The sequence below is a fragment of the Kocuria sp. KD4 genome (assembly GCF_011769905.1).
GTDB classification, from domain to species: domain Bacteria; phylum Actinomycetota; class Actinomycetes; order Actinomycetales; family Micrococcaceae; genus Kocuria; species Kocuria marina.
On the sequence record NZ_CP050449.1, the window covers coordinates 2,745,218 to 2,759,796 of the forward strand.

At 70.0% G+C, this 14,579-nt stretch carries 14 protein-coding genes and 1 pseudogene; 2 read left to right on the forward strand and 13 right to left on the reverse strand.

What is annotated here, in order from left to right:
• The first annotated feature begins 139 nt into the window (after nucleotides 1–139).
• A complete protein-coding gene (locus HBK84_RS12285) occupies nucleotides 140–1,705 on the forward strand; it encodes an MFS transporter (protein ID WP_144997647.1) in 1,566 nt (521 codons plus the stop codon).
• Nucleotides 1,706–1,954: 249 nt separating this feature from the next.
• Here the strand turns inward: HBK84_RS12285 and HBK84_RS13180 are convergent, their stop codons facing one another.
• The 3 genes from HBK84_RS13180 to HBK84_RS12300 all read right to left on the reverse strand — a co-directional run bounded on the left by HBK84_RS13180 (nucleotide 1,955) and on the right by HBK84_RS12300 (nucleotide 4,965).
• Nucleotides 1,955–3,409 carry a YeeE/YedE thiosulfate transporter family protein gene (locus HBK84_RS13180; RefSeq protein WP_167319039.1) on the reverse strand — a complete coding sequence of 485 codons (1,455 nt, stop codon included), beginning with the start codon at nucleotides 3,407–3,409 and terminating at the stop codon, nucleotides 1,955–1,957.
• A 191-nt stretch (nucleotides 3,410–3,600) separates the two neighbouring features.
• Entirely contained in the window at nucleotides 3,601–4,014 is a 414-nt protein-coding gene (locus HBK84_RS12295; RefSeq protein WP_167319040.1) for a hypothetical protein, read from the reverse strand.
• Complete coding sequence (locus tag HBK84_RS12300; RefSeq protein WP_167319041.1) at nucleotides 4,015–4,965, reverse strand: NAD(P)H-binding protein; 951 nt, start codon at nucleotides 4,963–4,965, stop codon at nucleotides 4,015–4,017. It lies immediately after the preceding gene.
• A gap of 187 nt (nucleotides 4,966–5,152) precedes the next feature.
• Here HBK84_RS12300 and HBK84_RS12305 point away from each other — a divergent pair, with 187 nt between their 5' ends.
• Entirely contained in the window at nucleotides 5,153–5,389 is a 237-nt protein-coding gene (locus tag HBK84_RS12305; RefSeq protein WP_055085169.1) for a hypothetical protein, read from the forward strand.
• Nucleotides 5,390–5,482: 93 nt separating this feature from the next.
• On the opposite strand, the gene HBK84_RS12310 is transcribed toward HBK84_RS12305, so the two are convergent.
• The 10 genes and pseudogenes from HBK84_RS12310 to HBK84_RS12350 all read right to left on the reverse strand — a co-directional run bounded on the left by HBK84_RS12310 (nucleotide 5,483) and on the right by HBK84_RS12350 (nucleotide 14,563).
• Nucleotides 5,483–5,644, reverse strand: a complete 162-nt coding sequence (locus tag HBK84_RS12310) for a hypothetical protein (RefSeq protein ID WP_164497787.1) — start codon at nucleotides 5,642–5,644, stop codon at nucleotides 5,483–5,485.
• A gap of 84 nt (nucleotides 5,645–5,728) precedes the next feature.
• Complete coding sequence (locus tag HBK84_RS12315) at nucleotides 5,729–7,951, reverse strand: bifunctional anthranilate synthase component I family protein/class IV aminotransferase (RefSeq protein WP_240919146.1); 2,223 nt, start codon at nucleotides 7,949–7,951, stop codon at nucleotides 5,729–5,731.
• Between the two features lie 175 nt (nucleotides 7,952–8,126).
• A complete protein-coding gene (locus HBK84_RS12320; protein WP_085106902.1) occupies nucleotides 8,127–9,146 on the reverse strand; it encodes an NADP-dependent oxidoreductase in 1,020 nt (339 codons plus the stop codon).
• A 171-nt stretch (nucleotides 9,147–9,317) separates the two neighbouring features.
• Nucleotides 9,318–9,433: pseudogene (locus HBK84_RS12325) on the reverse strand (ribosomal protein bL36).
• 40 nt (nucleotides 9,434–9,473) lie between these two features.
• The gene (locus HBK84_RS12330; protein ID WP_167319042.1) at nucleotides 9,474–11,048 is read right to left on the reverse strand and encodes an ATP-binding protein; all 1,575 of its coding nucleotides are present in this window, start codon (nucleotides 11,046–11,048) and stop codon (nucleotides 9,474–9,476) included.
• Nucleotides 11,045–12,490, reverse strand: coding sequence for a glycosyltransferase (locus HBK84_RS12335; RefSeq protein WP_167319043.1), 1,446 nt, complete (start codon nucleotides 12,488–12,490; stop codon nucleotides 11,045–11,047). Before HBK84_RS12335 ends, HBK84_RS12330 begins: the two co-directional genes overlap by 4 nt.
• Nucleotides 12,477–12,950, reverse strand: coding sequence for a HEAT repeat domain-containing protein (locus tag HBK84_RS12995; RefSeq protein WP_370520641.1), 474 nt, complete (start codon nucleotides 12,948–12,950; stop codon nucleotides 12,477–12,479). The genes HBK84_RS12335 and HBK84_RS12995 overlap by 14 nt, the downstream gene beginning before the upstream one ends.
• Nucleotides 12,847–13,425, reverse strand: a complete 579-nt coding sequence (locus HBK84_RS13000; protein WP_240919016.1) for a hypothetical protein — start codon at nucleotides 13,423–13,425, stop codon at nucleotides 12,847–12,849. Before HBK84_RS13000 ends, HBK84_RS12995 begins: the two co-directional genes overlap by 104 nt.
• A gap of 6 nt (nucleotides 13,426–13,431) precedes the next feature.
• A complete protein-coding gene (locus tag HBK84_RS12345; protein WP_126874166.1) occupies nucleotides 13,432–13,815 on the reverse strand; it encodes a response regulator transcription factor in 384 nt (127 codons plus the stop codon).
• A gap of 121 nt (nucleotides 13,816–13,936) precedes the next feature.
• On the reverse strand, nucleotides 13,937–14,563 hold the full coding sequence (locus HBK84_RS12350) for a YdhK family protein (protein ID WP_167319044.1): 627 nt from the start codon (nucleotides 14,561–14,563) through the stop codon (nucleotides 13,937–13,939).
• Nucleotides 14,564–14,579: the final 16 nt, after the last annotated feature.

The window sequence follows — 14,579 nt, forward strand, 5'->3', positions numbered from 1 at the left end:
AGGATGACGCCCCCCTGTCCCGCGCACCAAAACCGCCCCCGGGACGGCACTGGGACAGCACCGGGGTGCATGCGTCCGGCACGATCCGCCGCAGGGAAACATCGCCCAGCGCGTCTGAGACCGGGCCCATAATGCGTTCATGACCTCTGACCCCCACCGTGATCCGGACCCCGGCGAGACCTGGCACGAACGCTCCCCGGCCACGGGAACCGGCGAGCTGCCCATCCTCAGCCCGCGCCCGGATCCGCAGACCCACCGGGGCTACGCCCACGGCACGGATCCGCGGCGGTGGCGGATCCTGGCCGTGCTGCTCGTGGCCATCTTCATGTCCCTGGTGGCCGTGAGCATCATCAACGTGGGGCTGCCCTCCATCCAGGAGGGACTGGGCGCCTCCGAGTCCCAGCTGCAGTGGATCCTCTCCGGCTACGCGCTGACCTTCGGTGTGGTCCTGGTGGCGGGCGGCCGCGCCGGGGACGTGTTCGGGCGTGGGTTCCTGTGGATGCTCGGGGTGGCCATCTTCACGCTGTCCTCGATCGCCGCGGGCCTGGCACCGGATCCCACCATGCTGATCGTGGCCCGCTTCGTGCAGGGTGTGGGCTCTGGGCTGCTCAACCCGCAGGGCGTGGCCATGATCCAGCAGTACTTCAGGGGCGCAGAGCGCGGGAAGGCGTTCGGAATGCTGGGCAGCGCAGTGGGTGTCTCCGTGGCCATCGGCCCCGTCCTGGGAGGTCTGCTGATCCAGACGGGCGGCGCGGCCGAGGGCTGGCGGTGGCTGTTCATGGTGAACGTCCCCGTGGGCGTCGTCGCGCTCGTGCTCGCGTTCCTCTGGTTCCCCCGCCCGCTGCTGCGCAGGCCCGAGGGCACCACCATCCGCCACGCCCTGCGGGAGATGGACCCCACGGGTGCGGTGCTCCTGGGCATCGCGCTGCTCGCCACCCTGCTCCCGTTCATCGAGGCCGGCTCCCCCGGCACGAGCCCGTGGGTGTGGGCCCTGCTCGCGGTCGCCGCCATGTTCCTGGCCCTGTGGATCGCGTGGGAGAAGCACTTCAAGGCCTCTGGGCACCAGCCCATGGTGGACCTGGACATCTTCAGGGTCAGCAGTTTCCTCAACGGCACCCTGCTGATCTCGCTGTATTTCCTGGGCATCACGAGCGTGTGGGTGCTTGTCACCCTCTACATGCAGAAGGGGCTCGGCCACACCGCGCTGGCCGCCGGTTGCGTGGGCCTGCTCAATGCCTTGGCGAGCGCGGTGGCCTCCAACCTGGCCGGCAGCCGCGTGAACCGGATGGGCCGCAAGATCGTGGTGCTCGGCATGCTCAGCGTGGTCGTGGGCCTGCTGCTGAGCATGGCGGTGATCCTGCTGCACGACTCTTGGCACATCAGCGAGTGGTGGCTCGTGCTCACCCTGGGCTTCGTGGGTTTCGGCCAGGGCGCCGTGGTGAGCCCCAACCAGACACTCACGCTCGCGGAGGTGCCACTCGAGTACGCGGGCAGCGCCGGTGGCGTGATGCAGACCGGCCAGCGCGTGGGCACCGCCGTGGGCATCGCCATGATCACCGCGGTGGCGTACGGAGTGATCGCCGGCCAGGGCTGGTCCGTGGGCATCGCGGCGGGACTGGGCGTTGTGGTGCTCGTGGTGCTCCTCGCCCTGGCCGTGGCCCTGCGGGACATGCGCCACCGCGCCCGGCAGGACTCTCGCGCCTGAGTCACGGCGCGCACACCACGACACCTCCGGAGCGCTCGCCCCCCCCGGTGGGCCCACGCTCCGCACTGTTCCGGTGGTACGACGACGCCGCCGCGCCCTCCCTGCCTCGGCCCCCGGCGGGCGGGGTCCATGGAACGCAGAGGTGGTACGACGACGCCGCCGCGCCCTCCCTGCCTCGGCCCCCGGCGGGCGGGGTCCATGGAACGCAGAGGTGGCGCGGCGGTGTCGTGAGCGGGGGCTCTGAGTGGATCAGCCCTTCTTGAGGGTGATCTGCCAGCTGGCGTCGCCCTTCTCCACGAAGTCGGTGACCTCGTGGCCGTCCGTGGCCGCCCACTGCGGAATGGCCTCGGTGGCCTGGGTGCAGTCGAAGTCGATCACCAGGTGCTCACCGGTCTGAAGGGTCTGCATGACATCCTTGGCCTCGATCAACGGGAACGGGCACACGGCACCGAGCGAGTCCAGGGCATAGTAGCCGTCCCCCAGGCCTGTGAGCTTCTTCGATGGTGCACCTGCCGGGTCCTTGACCATGAGCGCGGCGGGTGCCGCAGCGAAGCCCGAGAACACGTTCGCACCCGAGGTGCGGGGAGCCCCCGCGGTGGGAGCGGCGTCGATCGAGTTGTCGTCCGGTGCGGTGGCGCCCACCGTGTGGTCCAGGCTCTGAGCAGTGGAGTAGGTGCCGTCTTCGCCGGTGGTGGGCTGCGTAACGGTGGGCTTGAGCCAGATCCTGGTGGCCACGGCCACGCCCAGGGCGATGAACAGCAGCGCGATCCAACCCTGGAACGTGAACAGGCTGGTCTGGACCATGCCGTTGCCCACTGTGCAGCCACCGGCCAGGGCCGCGCCCACACCCATGAGCAGGCCGCCCGCGATGGAGCGCACCGTGGTGGTGGCGTCCGGCACGCGCACGCGGAACTCACCCGTGGACTTGGCGGCGATGAACGAGCCCACCAGGATGCCGAGCACGAGCATCACACCCCAGTCCATCTTCCCGTCCGCTCCGGTGACAAGGAAGTTCAGCAGGTTGGCGGTGGGGGTGGTGATGCCCAGACCGTCGTTGCGGCCGGTCGCGGCGGATAGCGGCCACGCGATGACGCCGAGCAGACCCACGAGCGCGCCGGCAGTGTAGACGTGCAGGGGCTTCTTCCATGCGGGACGGCCGTTCAGCCGTGCGGGCTTCACGGTGTTCTTCTCGCGGTTGAGGAAGTGGCGCACCATCACACCGGTGACCGCTGCCAGGACGATCACGAACAGCCACGGGGAGACGCCCAGGGCACTGGGGATGGTGGTGAGCCCGGTGTCCCACTGCTTCATGCCGGAGTTGAAGCCCTTGAGCACGCCGGTCTTCATGGCGGACGCGGACAGCGCGTACATGGCCAGTGCGATCCACGAGCCCACGAGGCCCTCGCCGGAGCGGTACCACGTGCCGGAGGCGCACCCGCCGGCCAGGATGATGCCGATGCCGAACATGAATCCGCCCACGATCACCGCGAGGGGCGCGAAGGAGGGGTAGTTGGGGGAGATGACGCCGGCGGAGGTCAGGGCGGTGAGACCGATGGCGTGCACGGAGATCACCACGAGCAGCGCGGCGAAGGTCCGCCACGACTTCTGCAGGAAGATGTCCCGCAGCATGCCGGTGACGCAGAAGCGGCCGCGCTGCATGACGATGCCCAGCAGCGCGCCGATGACAAGTCCGGTAAGGATCATAGGTGAGTACCAGTTTCCCGCGCACCGGGAAGAGGGCGCGTTCGGAGGAAGGGACGATGAGATGAGGGATCGAAAAAGACTCCGTATACTCAACTCCTCACCGGGGGCAACGTCCAGGTTGTCGTCACAAAGTGTCACACTTCCCGGAAATGCCCCGAAGTACTTACTCGTGAGGTATTAGCGACATTGCGTCAGGTTGCCCGGCGCGATACCGCCCGCAGCGCCCCGACGGCACCCTCCCCCGCCCGGCTCACGGACATGGGCACCTGCCCGAAAACCTCCCGCGGGATCGGGGTCCGGCACAGCTGCGCGGTCCGCTCCACGTCCCAGTCCACGAGCACGAACCACTCATCGCCCTCCCGCACGACTTCCCGCACGGCGCCCGTGGCGCACAGCTCCTGCCGCTGGGACAGGTAGGCCCAGATGGTGTCCCCCGCCCTCATGGTTCGGTAGCCCGTGCGCAGGCACCACCGATCCGCGGGCTGCGAGCGCCCGATCGCCTCCCACACCGCCGTGGCGTCCTCGCGGGTGCGCCAGTCGGCGGGCATGTGCTGCCCGTGAGCGGCCGGGTTGATGGGAAGCAACCAGTGGGTCTCCGCGGCCATTCACGCGCCTCGCGATTCGGTCGTGGCGTTCGACGACGCGCCCCGCCCGGTCCCGGCGTCACACTCGGCGGCATCGCCGGAGGCTCGCCCGGCGTCGGCGTCGCGCTCCTCCGGCGACGACACTCCCAGCAGCGCGTCGTACCCCTCCCGGAACGTGGGGTAGCGCCACCGGGATCGAGGAACCAGGGAGTGCACGAGCGCCCCGTCGATGATCTTGCCGAGCGGCCCCTCCCCCGCGGGCGAGTTGTCCGGGGGCACCGCGACACCCAGCCGCGCCGCGAGGTGCGTGACGACGTCACCCAGCTGAGCGGCGTCATGATCCACGGCGTGCAGCAACCGCGGCGGCTCGGGAGCGTCGAGCACGGTGGAGAGGACCGTGACGAGATCGTCCCGGTGGATCCTGTTGGTCACGCGCCGGTGGGTGACAGGCGTGGCCGTGCGGACCCGCTCGATCAGGGACGTGCGGCCGGGCCCGTAGATCCCCGCGGGGCGCACGATGACCAGGTCCCGGAAGAGATCGGCGGCGAGCTCCTCCGCGGCGAGCAGCACGTGGGCGGTGGCGCGCTGAGGGTCGGGCGGGGTGGCCTCGGTGACGACCTCACCGTCGGTGCCGCCCAGGACGCCCGTGGAGGACACGAGCACCACGCGCGGCGCGGCGTCGGACGGCAGGGCCAGGTGCAACCCGCGCAGCGCACCCAGGTAGGTGCGTTCGTAGGCGGTCGCGTCGCGGCCGTCGGCGGTGAGGGTGACCACGACGGCGTCGGCCGCGGGAAGGACGGCCTCCCCCGGGTCGGTGAGGTCCAGAGAGACCGGCTCGATGGGCTCGGGCAGCGCGTCCGCGCGGCGACGCACGCCCACCGCGCGCACTCCGCGTTCGGCGAGGCGCAATCCCAGGGCGGTCCCCACGTCCCCGCAGCCGGCCAGGAGCACTGTTGCAGCGGAATCATTCATGGCACCAGCCTGTCATGTCCGCGCGACGGCGCGTGGTCCGGCTCGGTAAGGGAAAGGAACGGTGCCATGACCGGGCAGAACCCGATCCATCACCCCCCTTATTATTTGGCCCTCCGGCATCTACGGTGGAGGTACCCAGCCCTGCTTCACCACCACTTGCTCAGCAGAGCAGAACGGAGATCACACCATGATCATGAAGACCCTGCACGACGCCGGTATCCGCTCCGAGTACGCCTACACCGCAGGCATGGGCTCGATCGCCCTGTCCTTCGTGTCGTGGGGAATCTCGCGTCTCAAGAGCGACGACTCCAAGGCCCAGTCGGACCGCTGGGGCATCTTCGTGGGCCACTGGGCGCCCACCTTCATGAGCGTGGGCCTGGCTCTCGCCCAGTACGAGCAGACCCTCGAGAACAAGAAGAAGTAGCCACCGACCCCGCAGCCACTCGGCGCAGAAGAACCGCCCCGCACCTTCCTGGTGCGGGGCGGTTCGCCTGTCAGCGGCTGCCCGGTGCGGTGCTCAGTGCCCGTAGCCCTGGGACTGCTCCTCCGTGCCGGCCTGCTCCTCGAAGAACTCCTGCTGCTCCTGGGTGTTCGCCTGCTCGGCGGCCTTCTGGCGCTGCTCGTCGGTGTCCACCTGGCTGACCGACTCGGTGTTCTCGTCCTGCGGGTTCTTGCCCATGGCTGCGCTCCTTCGCGGTTGCGTGGTGCGCCGCCCCGAGCTCCGCGGCCCGGACGACGGCGCCGTGCCCCGAGCATCCTCACCTCACCGGGTCGTGTCAATGGGGGCGATGCCGCCCGTTCGCCACGGGGCGTCCGCGAGCGCGCGCTGCACCCACACCGTCACAGGCCCAGGGGCCCACGCACCCACACCGCGGATCTCCCCCACGGGCCGGGCACCCCGCAGGGCGTTGGTCACGAACACCTCCGACGCCCCAGCGATGCCTGCGAGAGTGATGTCCTGTTCACGGACCTCGTACCCGGCGGCCCGCAGGCTCGAGAGCACCCGGGCGCGCATCACCCCGGGCAGGATCCGGCCGTCAACGGGCGGGGTGGTGACCACGCCACCGCGCACCACGAACACATTTGCACGCCCGGTCTCCAGCACCGTGCCGTCCTGGTCCACCAGCAGCGGATCGCACACCGGGGACCACGGACCAGGTGTCGTGTTCAGGGCGCGGCGGTCCGCCCACTTGTGGCGCCCCCACCCGCCGGGTACCACCACCGGGCGCAGCACCCACGGAGCCACGGGAGGGGCCGCGCCGGGAGGGTTCAGCGGGGCGTGGGTCATCTCGAGACACAGACTCCCAGCGTTCGGAACTGCCGTGACCCGCAGCCGGTGCGGGCCATCCAATCCGGCAGCACGTTGGCGGACCTGCTCTGCGAGCGCGCCCGGCAGCTCATGGGAGAAACACGCCCGCACGCTGCTCCCGAGCCTTGCCAGGTGCTCCACCAGCTGCTCGGGACGCCCCTCGCGGACGAGCATCGTGGTGAAGACCCCCAGGGAGGGGTCGGGGGTCGAGCGGATCATGGGCGCGTCCCGCAGCGAGGCTGCCGCGCGCGACGGTGCCCCACCGCCTCCCACGCACGCCGGGGTCGCCACCTCCGAGGACTCCGCGTGCTCACGCCACTCCCGGGACAGCTCGGACCCGAAGCGGGCGCCGACCGCATCCAGCAGCGGGGCGGCCTTCACGAGGGTCTCGAACGCCTCCCCGTCCGGGTCCGAGTCAGCAACGATCCCGCCGCCCACACCCAGGCGCACCATGGCGCCCGAGAACTCGAACGTACGGATGGCCACGTTCATGGCCAGCCCCGCCACGGGACTCGCGTACCCGATCCCACCGGTGTAGACGCCCCGCGCGGTGGTCTCCAGGGCGTTGATGATCTCGGTGGCCCTGACCTTCGGCGCCCCCGTGCACGAACCGGGCGGAAACGTGGAGCGCAGGAGGGCGGCGTCGTCGAGCCCGGGGCGCAGCGTGCCGTGGACATCCGCGACCAGGTGATGGACGCCCGTGTGCGGCTCCACACGCGGCACGGCGGGGCTCAGCACGGAGCCGGGGACGCACACGCGGGAGAGGTCGTTGCGCATGAGGTCCACGATCATCACGTTCTCGGCGCGGTTCTTGGCGGAGGCGTGCAGCTCGCGGGGGTCCGAGTCCGCGGGCGCGGTGCCCTTGATCGGGGAGGTGAGCACGGCGGTGCCCGTCCGACGCAGGTAGAGCTCGGGCGAGAAGCTGGCCACCGCGCCGCCCGGCACGCGCAAGAACCCGGCGAAACGCGGCCGCAGCCGCTCGTACCCGGCGCAGAACAGGTCCAGTGGGTCACCGTCGAATGCCGCTGTGAGCTCTCGGCAGATGTTCGCCTGGAAGATGTCCCCGTCCCGGATGTGCGCCAGCGCGCGCCGCACCGCCTTGGCGTGGGCCGCGCCGGTCACGACGGCCTCGAACGGCCCGCACCGGTACGAGCGCGGCGCGGACGCCCCGGACGAGGACGCCAGGCCGGCCCCGAGCGCCCGCTCCACCGCCGCGATCGTCTCGGCCACCCGTGCAGGGTCCGCACCGGGCAGGGACTCACAGAACCAGCGGTCCGCCGCGCTGTCGTGCACCAGGACGTGGTCGTAGCGCGCCAGGTGGTGCTCCGGCAGACCGCCCGAGTGCGGAGGTGCGGGCGGGAGCGACTCCAGGCGACGCGAGAGCTGGTACCCCAGGTAGCCGAGCCACCCGCCGCCGAAGCGGGCGGGATCGTCGGCGGGTGGCTCGGCGCAGGGGCGAGCCAAAGCGCAGAGATCGTGCCGGTTCCCGCCCGTGCTGGGCGGGGCGGCGCGCGTTACGTTGGGCGGATCGTCGTCGTCCGCGGAGCCCAGAGCGGCGAACGGGTCCTCGTCCGCACCGAGCACGCGCGCGGGCCGGATGCCGATCACCGCATCCCCGTGCATCCAGTCCCCGAGCAGCGCCGCGAGACCGGGTTCAGCATGCAGCGCGCGCAGCATCTGCACGGGTCTCACGCGATGCGGCAGAGGGTGTCGGGGCACGGTTTCCTCTCGTGGGGCGCCGGGGAGCAGCTCGGACGCGGCCATGATATGGAGAGGAACCGCCACGCAGAGCAGCGGAGCGGTTCCTCGACGACGGTCACAGCGCCGCGCAGCCACGCGGCGAGGACGTCACTCAGATCTTGACGACCATCTTGCCCTTGTTCGCGCCCTTCATCATGTCCAGGAACGCGTCCACGGCGTGGTCGATGCCCTCCACCACGGTCTCATCGTGGGTGACCTTGCCGGAGGTGAACCACTCACCCATCCGCTGGCGGTACTCCTGGGCGACGTCAGTGTGGTCACCCATGGTGAAGCCCTCCAGCATGAGGGAGTTCTTGATGATGTTGCCCATGTTGTCCGGGCCGCAGGGGCGCTCGGTGGAGTTGTACTGGCTGATCGCACCGCACACGGCCACACGGCCGTGACGGTTGAGCACGTCCAGAGCCGCCTCCAGGTGGTCGCCGCCCACGTTGTCGTAGTACACGTCCACGCCATCCTCACCCACAGCATCGGCCAGCTGCTCACGGATGGGGGCATCCTTGTAGTTGAGCACCTTGTCGAAGCCGTACTTCTCGGTGAGCATCCGGGCCTTCTCGTCCGAGCCGGCGGAACCGATCACGTAGGAGGCGCCCAGCAGCTTGGCGATCTGACCCGCGGTGGAGCCCACGGCGCCGGCGGCACCGGAAACGAACACGCGGTCCCCTTCCTTCAGCCCGGCGATGCGGGTGAGCCCGGTATACGCAGTCATCCCTGTCATGCCCAGCACGCCCAGGTACACGGACAGCTCGGCGTTGGGCAGCTCCTCGACCTTGGTGAACTCCTTGGCAGATCCCTGGGCGAGGTCGCGCCAGCCGTACTGGTGCAGCACGGGGGTGCCCTCGGGGAGATCCTCGGAGCGGGACTCGACCACGCGGCCGATGGCGCCGCCGGTCATGGTCTCGTTCAGGGCGAACGGCGGGACGTAGCTCTTCTCATCCCGCATGCGCCCGCGCATGTACGGGTCCACGGACATGAACTCGTTGCGCACGCGCACCTCTCCGTCCTGCAGCTCCGGCAGGTCCACGGTGACGGTGCGGAAGTTCTCGTGCTCGGGCCACCCCTCCGGGCGGGAGACGAGCTGGATCTGTGTGCTGGTGGAATCGGTAGTAGCCATGTCGCCATAGTGGCATGCACAAACGTTTGCCACAGCAAGGATTCGCGCCCAGCGGACGCTACCCCCGGTTACTCGTCACATGGGGCAGCCCAGGAGTAATTTACGCACCCCACGGTGATCGCCGACGCCGCACGGACCGGCTCCCGGGGGCGCCCCGCGCGCGGCTCAGCCCTAACGAGCCTTCATGCGCCGATTCTTCATGTTGATCACATCGGTCGTGCCCCGGTGGCGGACCACCTGCGAGCCGGGATCTGCTTGAGGGAGCGGAGCGAGGTGCGAACCTTCACGGAGCCTCATGGTTGCGAACAATTCTCATTCAGGAGAGCATCACGGAGCATCGGTAGCCACAACCCGCTGCACCGGTTCGCTCCGCTGGGTCGCCAGGGGGAGATTCAGCGTGACGGTGGTGCCTTCCCCCTCCACCGACTCCAGGGCCACGGACCCCCCGTGCTGCTCCACGATGGTGCGCATGATCACGAGCCCCAGTCCCGTTCCGGGCACCTGCTGGGCCGTGGCGTTGGAGGCCCGGGTGAAGCTCGTGAAGAGGGACCCCACCTCTTTCTCGGGAATACCCATCCCGGTATCCGTGCACGTCAGGCGGACTCCCGTGCCATCGGGCGTGCCTTCCAGCGTCAGCGAGACGGCACCGTGGGGCGGGGTGAACTTGATGGCGTTACCCACCACGTTGGTGACGGCCCGCTCCAGACGGTCCCGGTCCCCGAACACGGGCCACGAACCGTCCGTGTCCACGTGGACAGTCACCTCGCCCGCCGCGGCCTGGGGAACGAGATTGGTGACCACCCCGGACACGCACTCTGCGAGGTCCATCACACGGTGGCGCGCCGAGCGGTTCTCCTGGTCCTGGTCCAGCTTGTTGATCAGCAGCAGGTCCTCGATCAGCAGCCGCAGCCGTTCCGTGTTGCGCCGCACCACTTCCAGCACGCGGGCCTGTTCCGGGCCGACACTGCCGAAGTCCCCGTCCTGGAGCATCTCCACATAGCCGCTGATGGACGTGAGCGGGGTTCGCAGCTCGTGGTTGGTGGTGGAGACGAACACGGATTTCTGGCGGTTGAGCTCCGTGAGCTGCTCCAGAGTGCGCTCCCGCTGCTCCACCACGTCCCGGGCCTCGCGGGTGAAGGCGTTGAAGGACGCGGCGAGGCCCACCACTTCAAGAGTGCCGTGGGAGGTTTCCGCGACGGCGTCGTGATCGCCCGCGCGCTGCCTCGCCACCGTGCACTGCAGCGCGAGCAGCGGCGCCCCGAGGGCGCGGTCCGCGCGGCCCAGGGCGAGGAACGCCACCGCGATCGACAGCATCGCGGCAGTCACCACGGCGGCCGCGGCCAGAGTCATGGACCGGTTCAGATCCGCTCTGCGCTGCTCCCGCAGGCGGGAGGCGTCCGCCCGGACGTCCTCCAGTGTACCGAGGGCCCGGTCCATGGCGGATGTCGTAGTGGGTAGGTCCAGAGATTTCCGCGGGGTGTCCCTCCCTGGTTCCCGGGTGAGGCCGAGCCACGTGTCCACGGACTCGTTCAAGGACCGCAGCTGCGGCAGCCGCCCGGCCGCCACCTCACCCAGGACGTCCTGGGCTGCAGTGAGGTCCGCAGTGGCCTCAGCGTACTCCCGCGCGAAAGCCTGGTCTCCGCTGACCGCGTAGCCGCGCGCGGCCGTCTGGGCGCGCAGCAGCGTGGCCTCCACCTGGTGCGTGGCATCCATCAGGGGTGTGATGGTGGTGCGCGTGGCGGCCACGTTCAGCTGCACCGTGTGCAGTCCCCACAGTGCGGTGGCGCCGGTGAAGAGCAGTGCGAGGCACAACAGGGCGAGCACCTGCAGGAGGATGGCGCGCACCCCGCGGTGGCGGACACCGTCCCGCACTCGGGTCACTACCGGGAAGCGGGCGCTCATCCGTCCACCTCCGTGAAACCCGAACGGGTCATGGTGCCCCACTGCTGGCGGCGCCCCAGCAGGGAGGCCACCCAGCCCTCCATGCGCCACCACGCCGTGAGCTGGCGGTAGCCCAGGTTCTCCAGGACCACCGCGCCCAGCGTGATGCCCAGGTCCCGCCAGCGGGGGTACTTGTGGTAGCTCAGCTCCTCGATCGTCACGGCCGCGAGGGTCACGATGATCGCGTACGCGTAGGCCACGAGCATGAACAACAGGAAGTACTGCCAGGACACGAGTCCCAGCGCGAAGCCCAGCGCGATCAGTACCAGCCCGGCGAGTTCCAGCAGCGGGGCGATCAGCTCGAAGAGCCAGTAGTACGGAACCGCCACGAGACCCAGCCGGCCGTAGCGGGGGTTTAACAGCATGTCCCGGTAGGCCCACAGGGTCTCCCACAGACCCCGGTGCCAGCGCGCCCGCTGCCGCCGCAGCACGGGCAGGGTGCTGGGGACCTCCGTCCAGCAGATGGGCTCCGTGAGAAAGGTGACGCGGTAGGGCCGGCGCTGCCTGCGGAAGGTCCGGTGCAGACGCATCACCAGTTCGAAGTCCTCACCGATGCTCGAGGCGTCCAGGCCTCCCACCGCCACGAGGGCATCCCGGCGGAAGACGCCGAACGCGCCGCTGATCAGCAGCAGCGCGTTGATCCGGGACCAGCCTGCGCGTCCCAGGTGGAAGGCTCGCAGGTACTCCATCACCTGGATGTCCGCGAGCGGCGTGCCCGGCATGCGCACCTCCAGGACACGGCCGCCCTTCACGCGGCACCCGTTGACGGCGCGGATCACTCCCCCGGCGGCGACCGTGGAGATCGGGTCCTCGATGAAGGGCCGGGACACCGTCAGCAGCGCCCCGGGGTCCAGGATGGAGTCCGAGTCCACGAACAGCACCAGGTCCTCGCGGGCCAGGTTGACGCCCACGTTGGTGGATTCGGAGCGGCCCGAGTTGCGCTTGTGCACCACGGTCAGCCGGGTCCGCCCGTCCCGTGGGACGTGAATGCTGGTCGGTGCCTCCCGCACCGGAACGTCCTCGGGCATCTGCCGGGACACCGGCACCAGGTCGAAGGCCCGGCGCAGCACCTCGAAACCGTTGTCGGTGCTGCCGTCGTCCACCACGATCACCTCGTGGCGCGGGTGCTGCAGCGACAGAAAGGACTCCACGGCCACGCGGATGCCGACCTCCTCGTTGTGCATGGGTGCCACCACGCTGATGCCGGGCATGGTGCGGGAGCGCATCAGTTCCTCCCGCCCCGCAAACGGGATCCGGCGGCGGTAGGCCACGAAGTCCACCGCCGCCAGGACGATCATCACCAGGTAGGACGTGTTGATCAGCAGGAAGTAGATCAGCACCGGCACCGCAATGAACGCCAGGATCCCGGCCACAGCGCCGCGCAGCAGCTCAAGCCACTCCACGGCCGGCTCCTCTCATGGCGCTCAGCTGCAGCGCGTAGTGGGCGGGGTGCACGGCAGGGGTGTCACCGTCCAGGGCGCCCAGCAGCCGCTCCCGCCCGGCAGGGCCCAGTTCGGTGAGAGCCACCGCGGCCCGCTCCGCCAACCGGGGCCGATTGTCCTCGACCAGGGGGCCCAGGGCCGCCACGGAGGCGGGCAGACCCAGCCGTTCGAGGGACTCCACGGCGGCGAGCGCCACGCTCTCGTCCCGGTGGCGGGCGAGCTCGGACAGGACGGCGAGGTCCTGCGCTCCCCCCACCCATCCCAGGGCGCCGACGAAGGCGGTGAGGGCCCGGGGGTCGGTCTCCTGTGCCAGGCGCTCACGCACGACGGGAGCGGCACCTGGCACGGGGCGCACTCCGATCACAGTTGCCGCCACATGGCGCACCGCCGGGTCCGGGTGCAGGGTGGCCTCCTCGATCACGGGTGCCGCTGCGTCGTCGAAGGCGCACAGGGACTCCACGGCCACCCAGCTGGGCAGTCCGCGGGGACGACGCCGCGGCGCCACCGCGCGCAGCACGGCGCACCGCGCTGTGGGAGGAGAGCCCCGCGATGGCCCACTCGGCGCGTCCGTGGGCGTCCAGCACCTGGGCCAGAGCACGGGCGGGCTCCCCCCTGACCTTGGAGAGCATCGCGGAGACGGCGCGGTCCACCACCGGTACGCGGCGCCGGGGCACCGCGGTCAGGCGGCGCAGGGCGGAGGCGTCGTCGTCCTCACCGGACGCGACCTCGAGCATTGCGGGGCGCAACTCACCGAGCAGCTTCGCGTCCCGGCGTTCACGCCACTGCCGGCCTGCACGCGTTCCCAGGACGGTCGCGAGGAGCAGGGCCGCGGCCCATACCAGAACCCACAGCACCCAGGACAGCAGCTGCGCGGAGACCACCGTGGGGGTCGCCACTGCGGGTCACCGCCCCCGGCCGAGGAGGCTGTTCACACGGTGCAGCAGCTCACGGGGGCTGAAGGGCTTGGTGACGTACTCGTCCGCACCGGTGTTGTACCCGTCGTCCACGTCCGTGTCCCTGGCCCGGGCGGTCAGCAGGACCACTTTGAGGTGTTTCAGAGCCTCGGTGGCACGGATCTGGCGCAGCACGTCCAGTCCGCTGAGACCGGGCATCATGACGTCCAGCACCACGACGTCTGGGATGCCGTCCTCCAGCGCGCTCAGCGCAGCGGTGCCATCCTCCACCGCCCGGACCTCGTATCCCGCCTGCTGCAGTTTGAAGACCACGAGGTCGCGAATGTCGGGGTCGTCGTCCGCAACGAGGACGGACGGGTGTTCAGGGCTCACGAGGGCGCTCCGTGTGTCTGGGGGGATGGACACGCTCCGGGTCCGCGGCAGCGGAGGAGATGAGGCCAAAAGTATTCGAAAACATGCAGGTTGGCGGGAGATGACGCTTGGTGCGGTGAAATCAGCCGCGGGGCTTCATCTCCTTCTCCACGACCCACTTGTGGTTGGTCATGGTCATGCCGTCCGCCTTGTAGTCCACCATGTAGACGGTCTGGGTGGTGGAGGAGGCAACGGTGCCCGTGGCGCCCTTCATGCCCTCCATGTGGTCGGCCTCGATGGTGACCTCGGTGCCGTCCGCGAGGCGCTCCGAACCGGCACCCTGGAGCTCCTCCTGGACCACCCACTTGTGGTTGATGACCTCGGGCCCGCCGTTCGTGGGGGTGTAGTTCACGGCGTAGGCCACGGTCTTATAGGCGCCCACCACAGTGGCCGGGGCGTCCCTCATGCCCTCCATATGGTCGGTGGTCAGCGTGACCTGCGTGCCCACCGGGTAGGTGGGCTTCTCCGCGGCGGCGATGCCCTCCGGGGCGGGGCCACCGTCCATGGCGTGCATGTGCTCGTGCCCGCCCTGACTCGCACTGGGCGTGCCACTCGCGGAGGACGACGTCGCCTGGCTCGTCGCGCTGGAGGTCGCGCTGGTCTCGTGGCCCTCGTGGGCGGAGTGGTCCGCGGAATCGGAACCGGCGGAGCAGGCGGTGGTGGTCACCAGGATGGCGAGACCGGCGAGGGTGAGGGGAAGTCGACGCATGGGAAAGGATCCTTTC

What these genes read in the sequence shown, in the direction of transcription:
- HBK84_RS12285 (WP_144997647.1), top strand. Translation starts at nt 140, where the DNA reads ATGACCTCTGACCCCCACCGTGATCCGGACCCCGGCGAGACCTGGCAC.
- HBK84_RS13180 (WP_167319039.1), bottom strand. Translation starts at nt 3,409, where the DNA reads ATGATCCTTACCGGACTTGTCATCGGCGCGCTGCTGGGCATCGTCATG.
- HBK84_RS12295 (WP_167319040.1), bottom strand. Translation starts at nt 4,014, where the DNA reads ATGGCCGCGGAGACCCACTGGTTGCTTCCCATCAACCCGGCCGCTCAC.
- HBK84_RS12300 (WP_167319041.1), bottom strand. Translation starts at nt 4,965, where the DNA reads ATGAATGATTCCGCTGCAACAGTGCTCCTGGCCGGCTGCGGGGACGTG.
- HBK84_RS12305 (WP_055085169.1), top strand. Translation starts at nt 5,153, where the DNA reads ATGATCATGAAGACCCTGCACGACGCCGGTATCCGCTCCGAGTACGCC.
- HBK84_RS12310 (WP_164497787.1), bottom strand. Translation starts at nt 5,644, where the DNA reads ATGGGCAAGAACCCGCAGGACGAGAACACCGAGTCGGTCAGCCAGGTG.
- HBK84_RS12315 (WP_240919146.1), bottom strand. Translation starts at nt 7,951, where the DNA reads ATGCTGCGCGCGCTGCATGCTGAACCCGGTCTCGCGGCGCTGCTCGGG.
- HBK84_RS12320 (WP_085106902.1), bottom strand. Translation starts at nt 9,146, where the DNA reads ATGGCTACTACCGATTCCACCAGCACACAGATCCAGCTCGTCTCCCGC.
- HBK84_RS12330 (WP_167319042.1), bottom strand. Translation starts at nt 11,048, where the DNA reads ATGAGCGCCCGCTTCCCGGTAGTGACCCGAGTGCGGGACGGTGTCCGC.
- HBK84_RS12350 (WP_167319044.1), bottom strand. Translation starts at nt 14,563, where the DNA reads ATGCGTCGACTTCCCCTCACCCTCGCCGGTCTCGCCATCCTGGTGACC.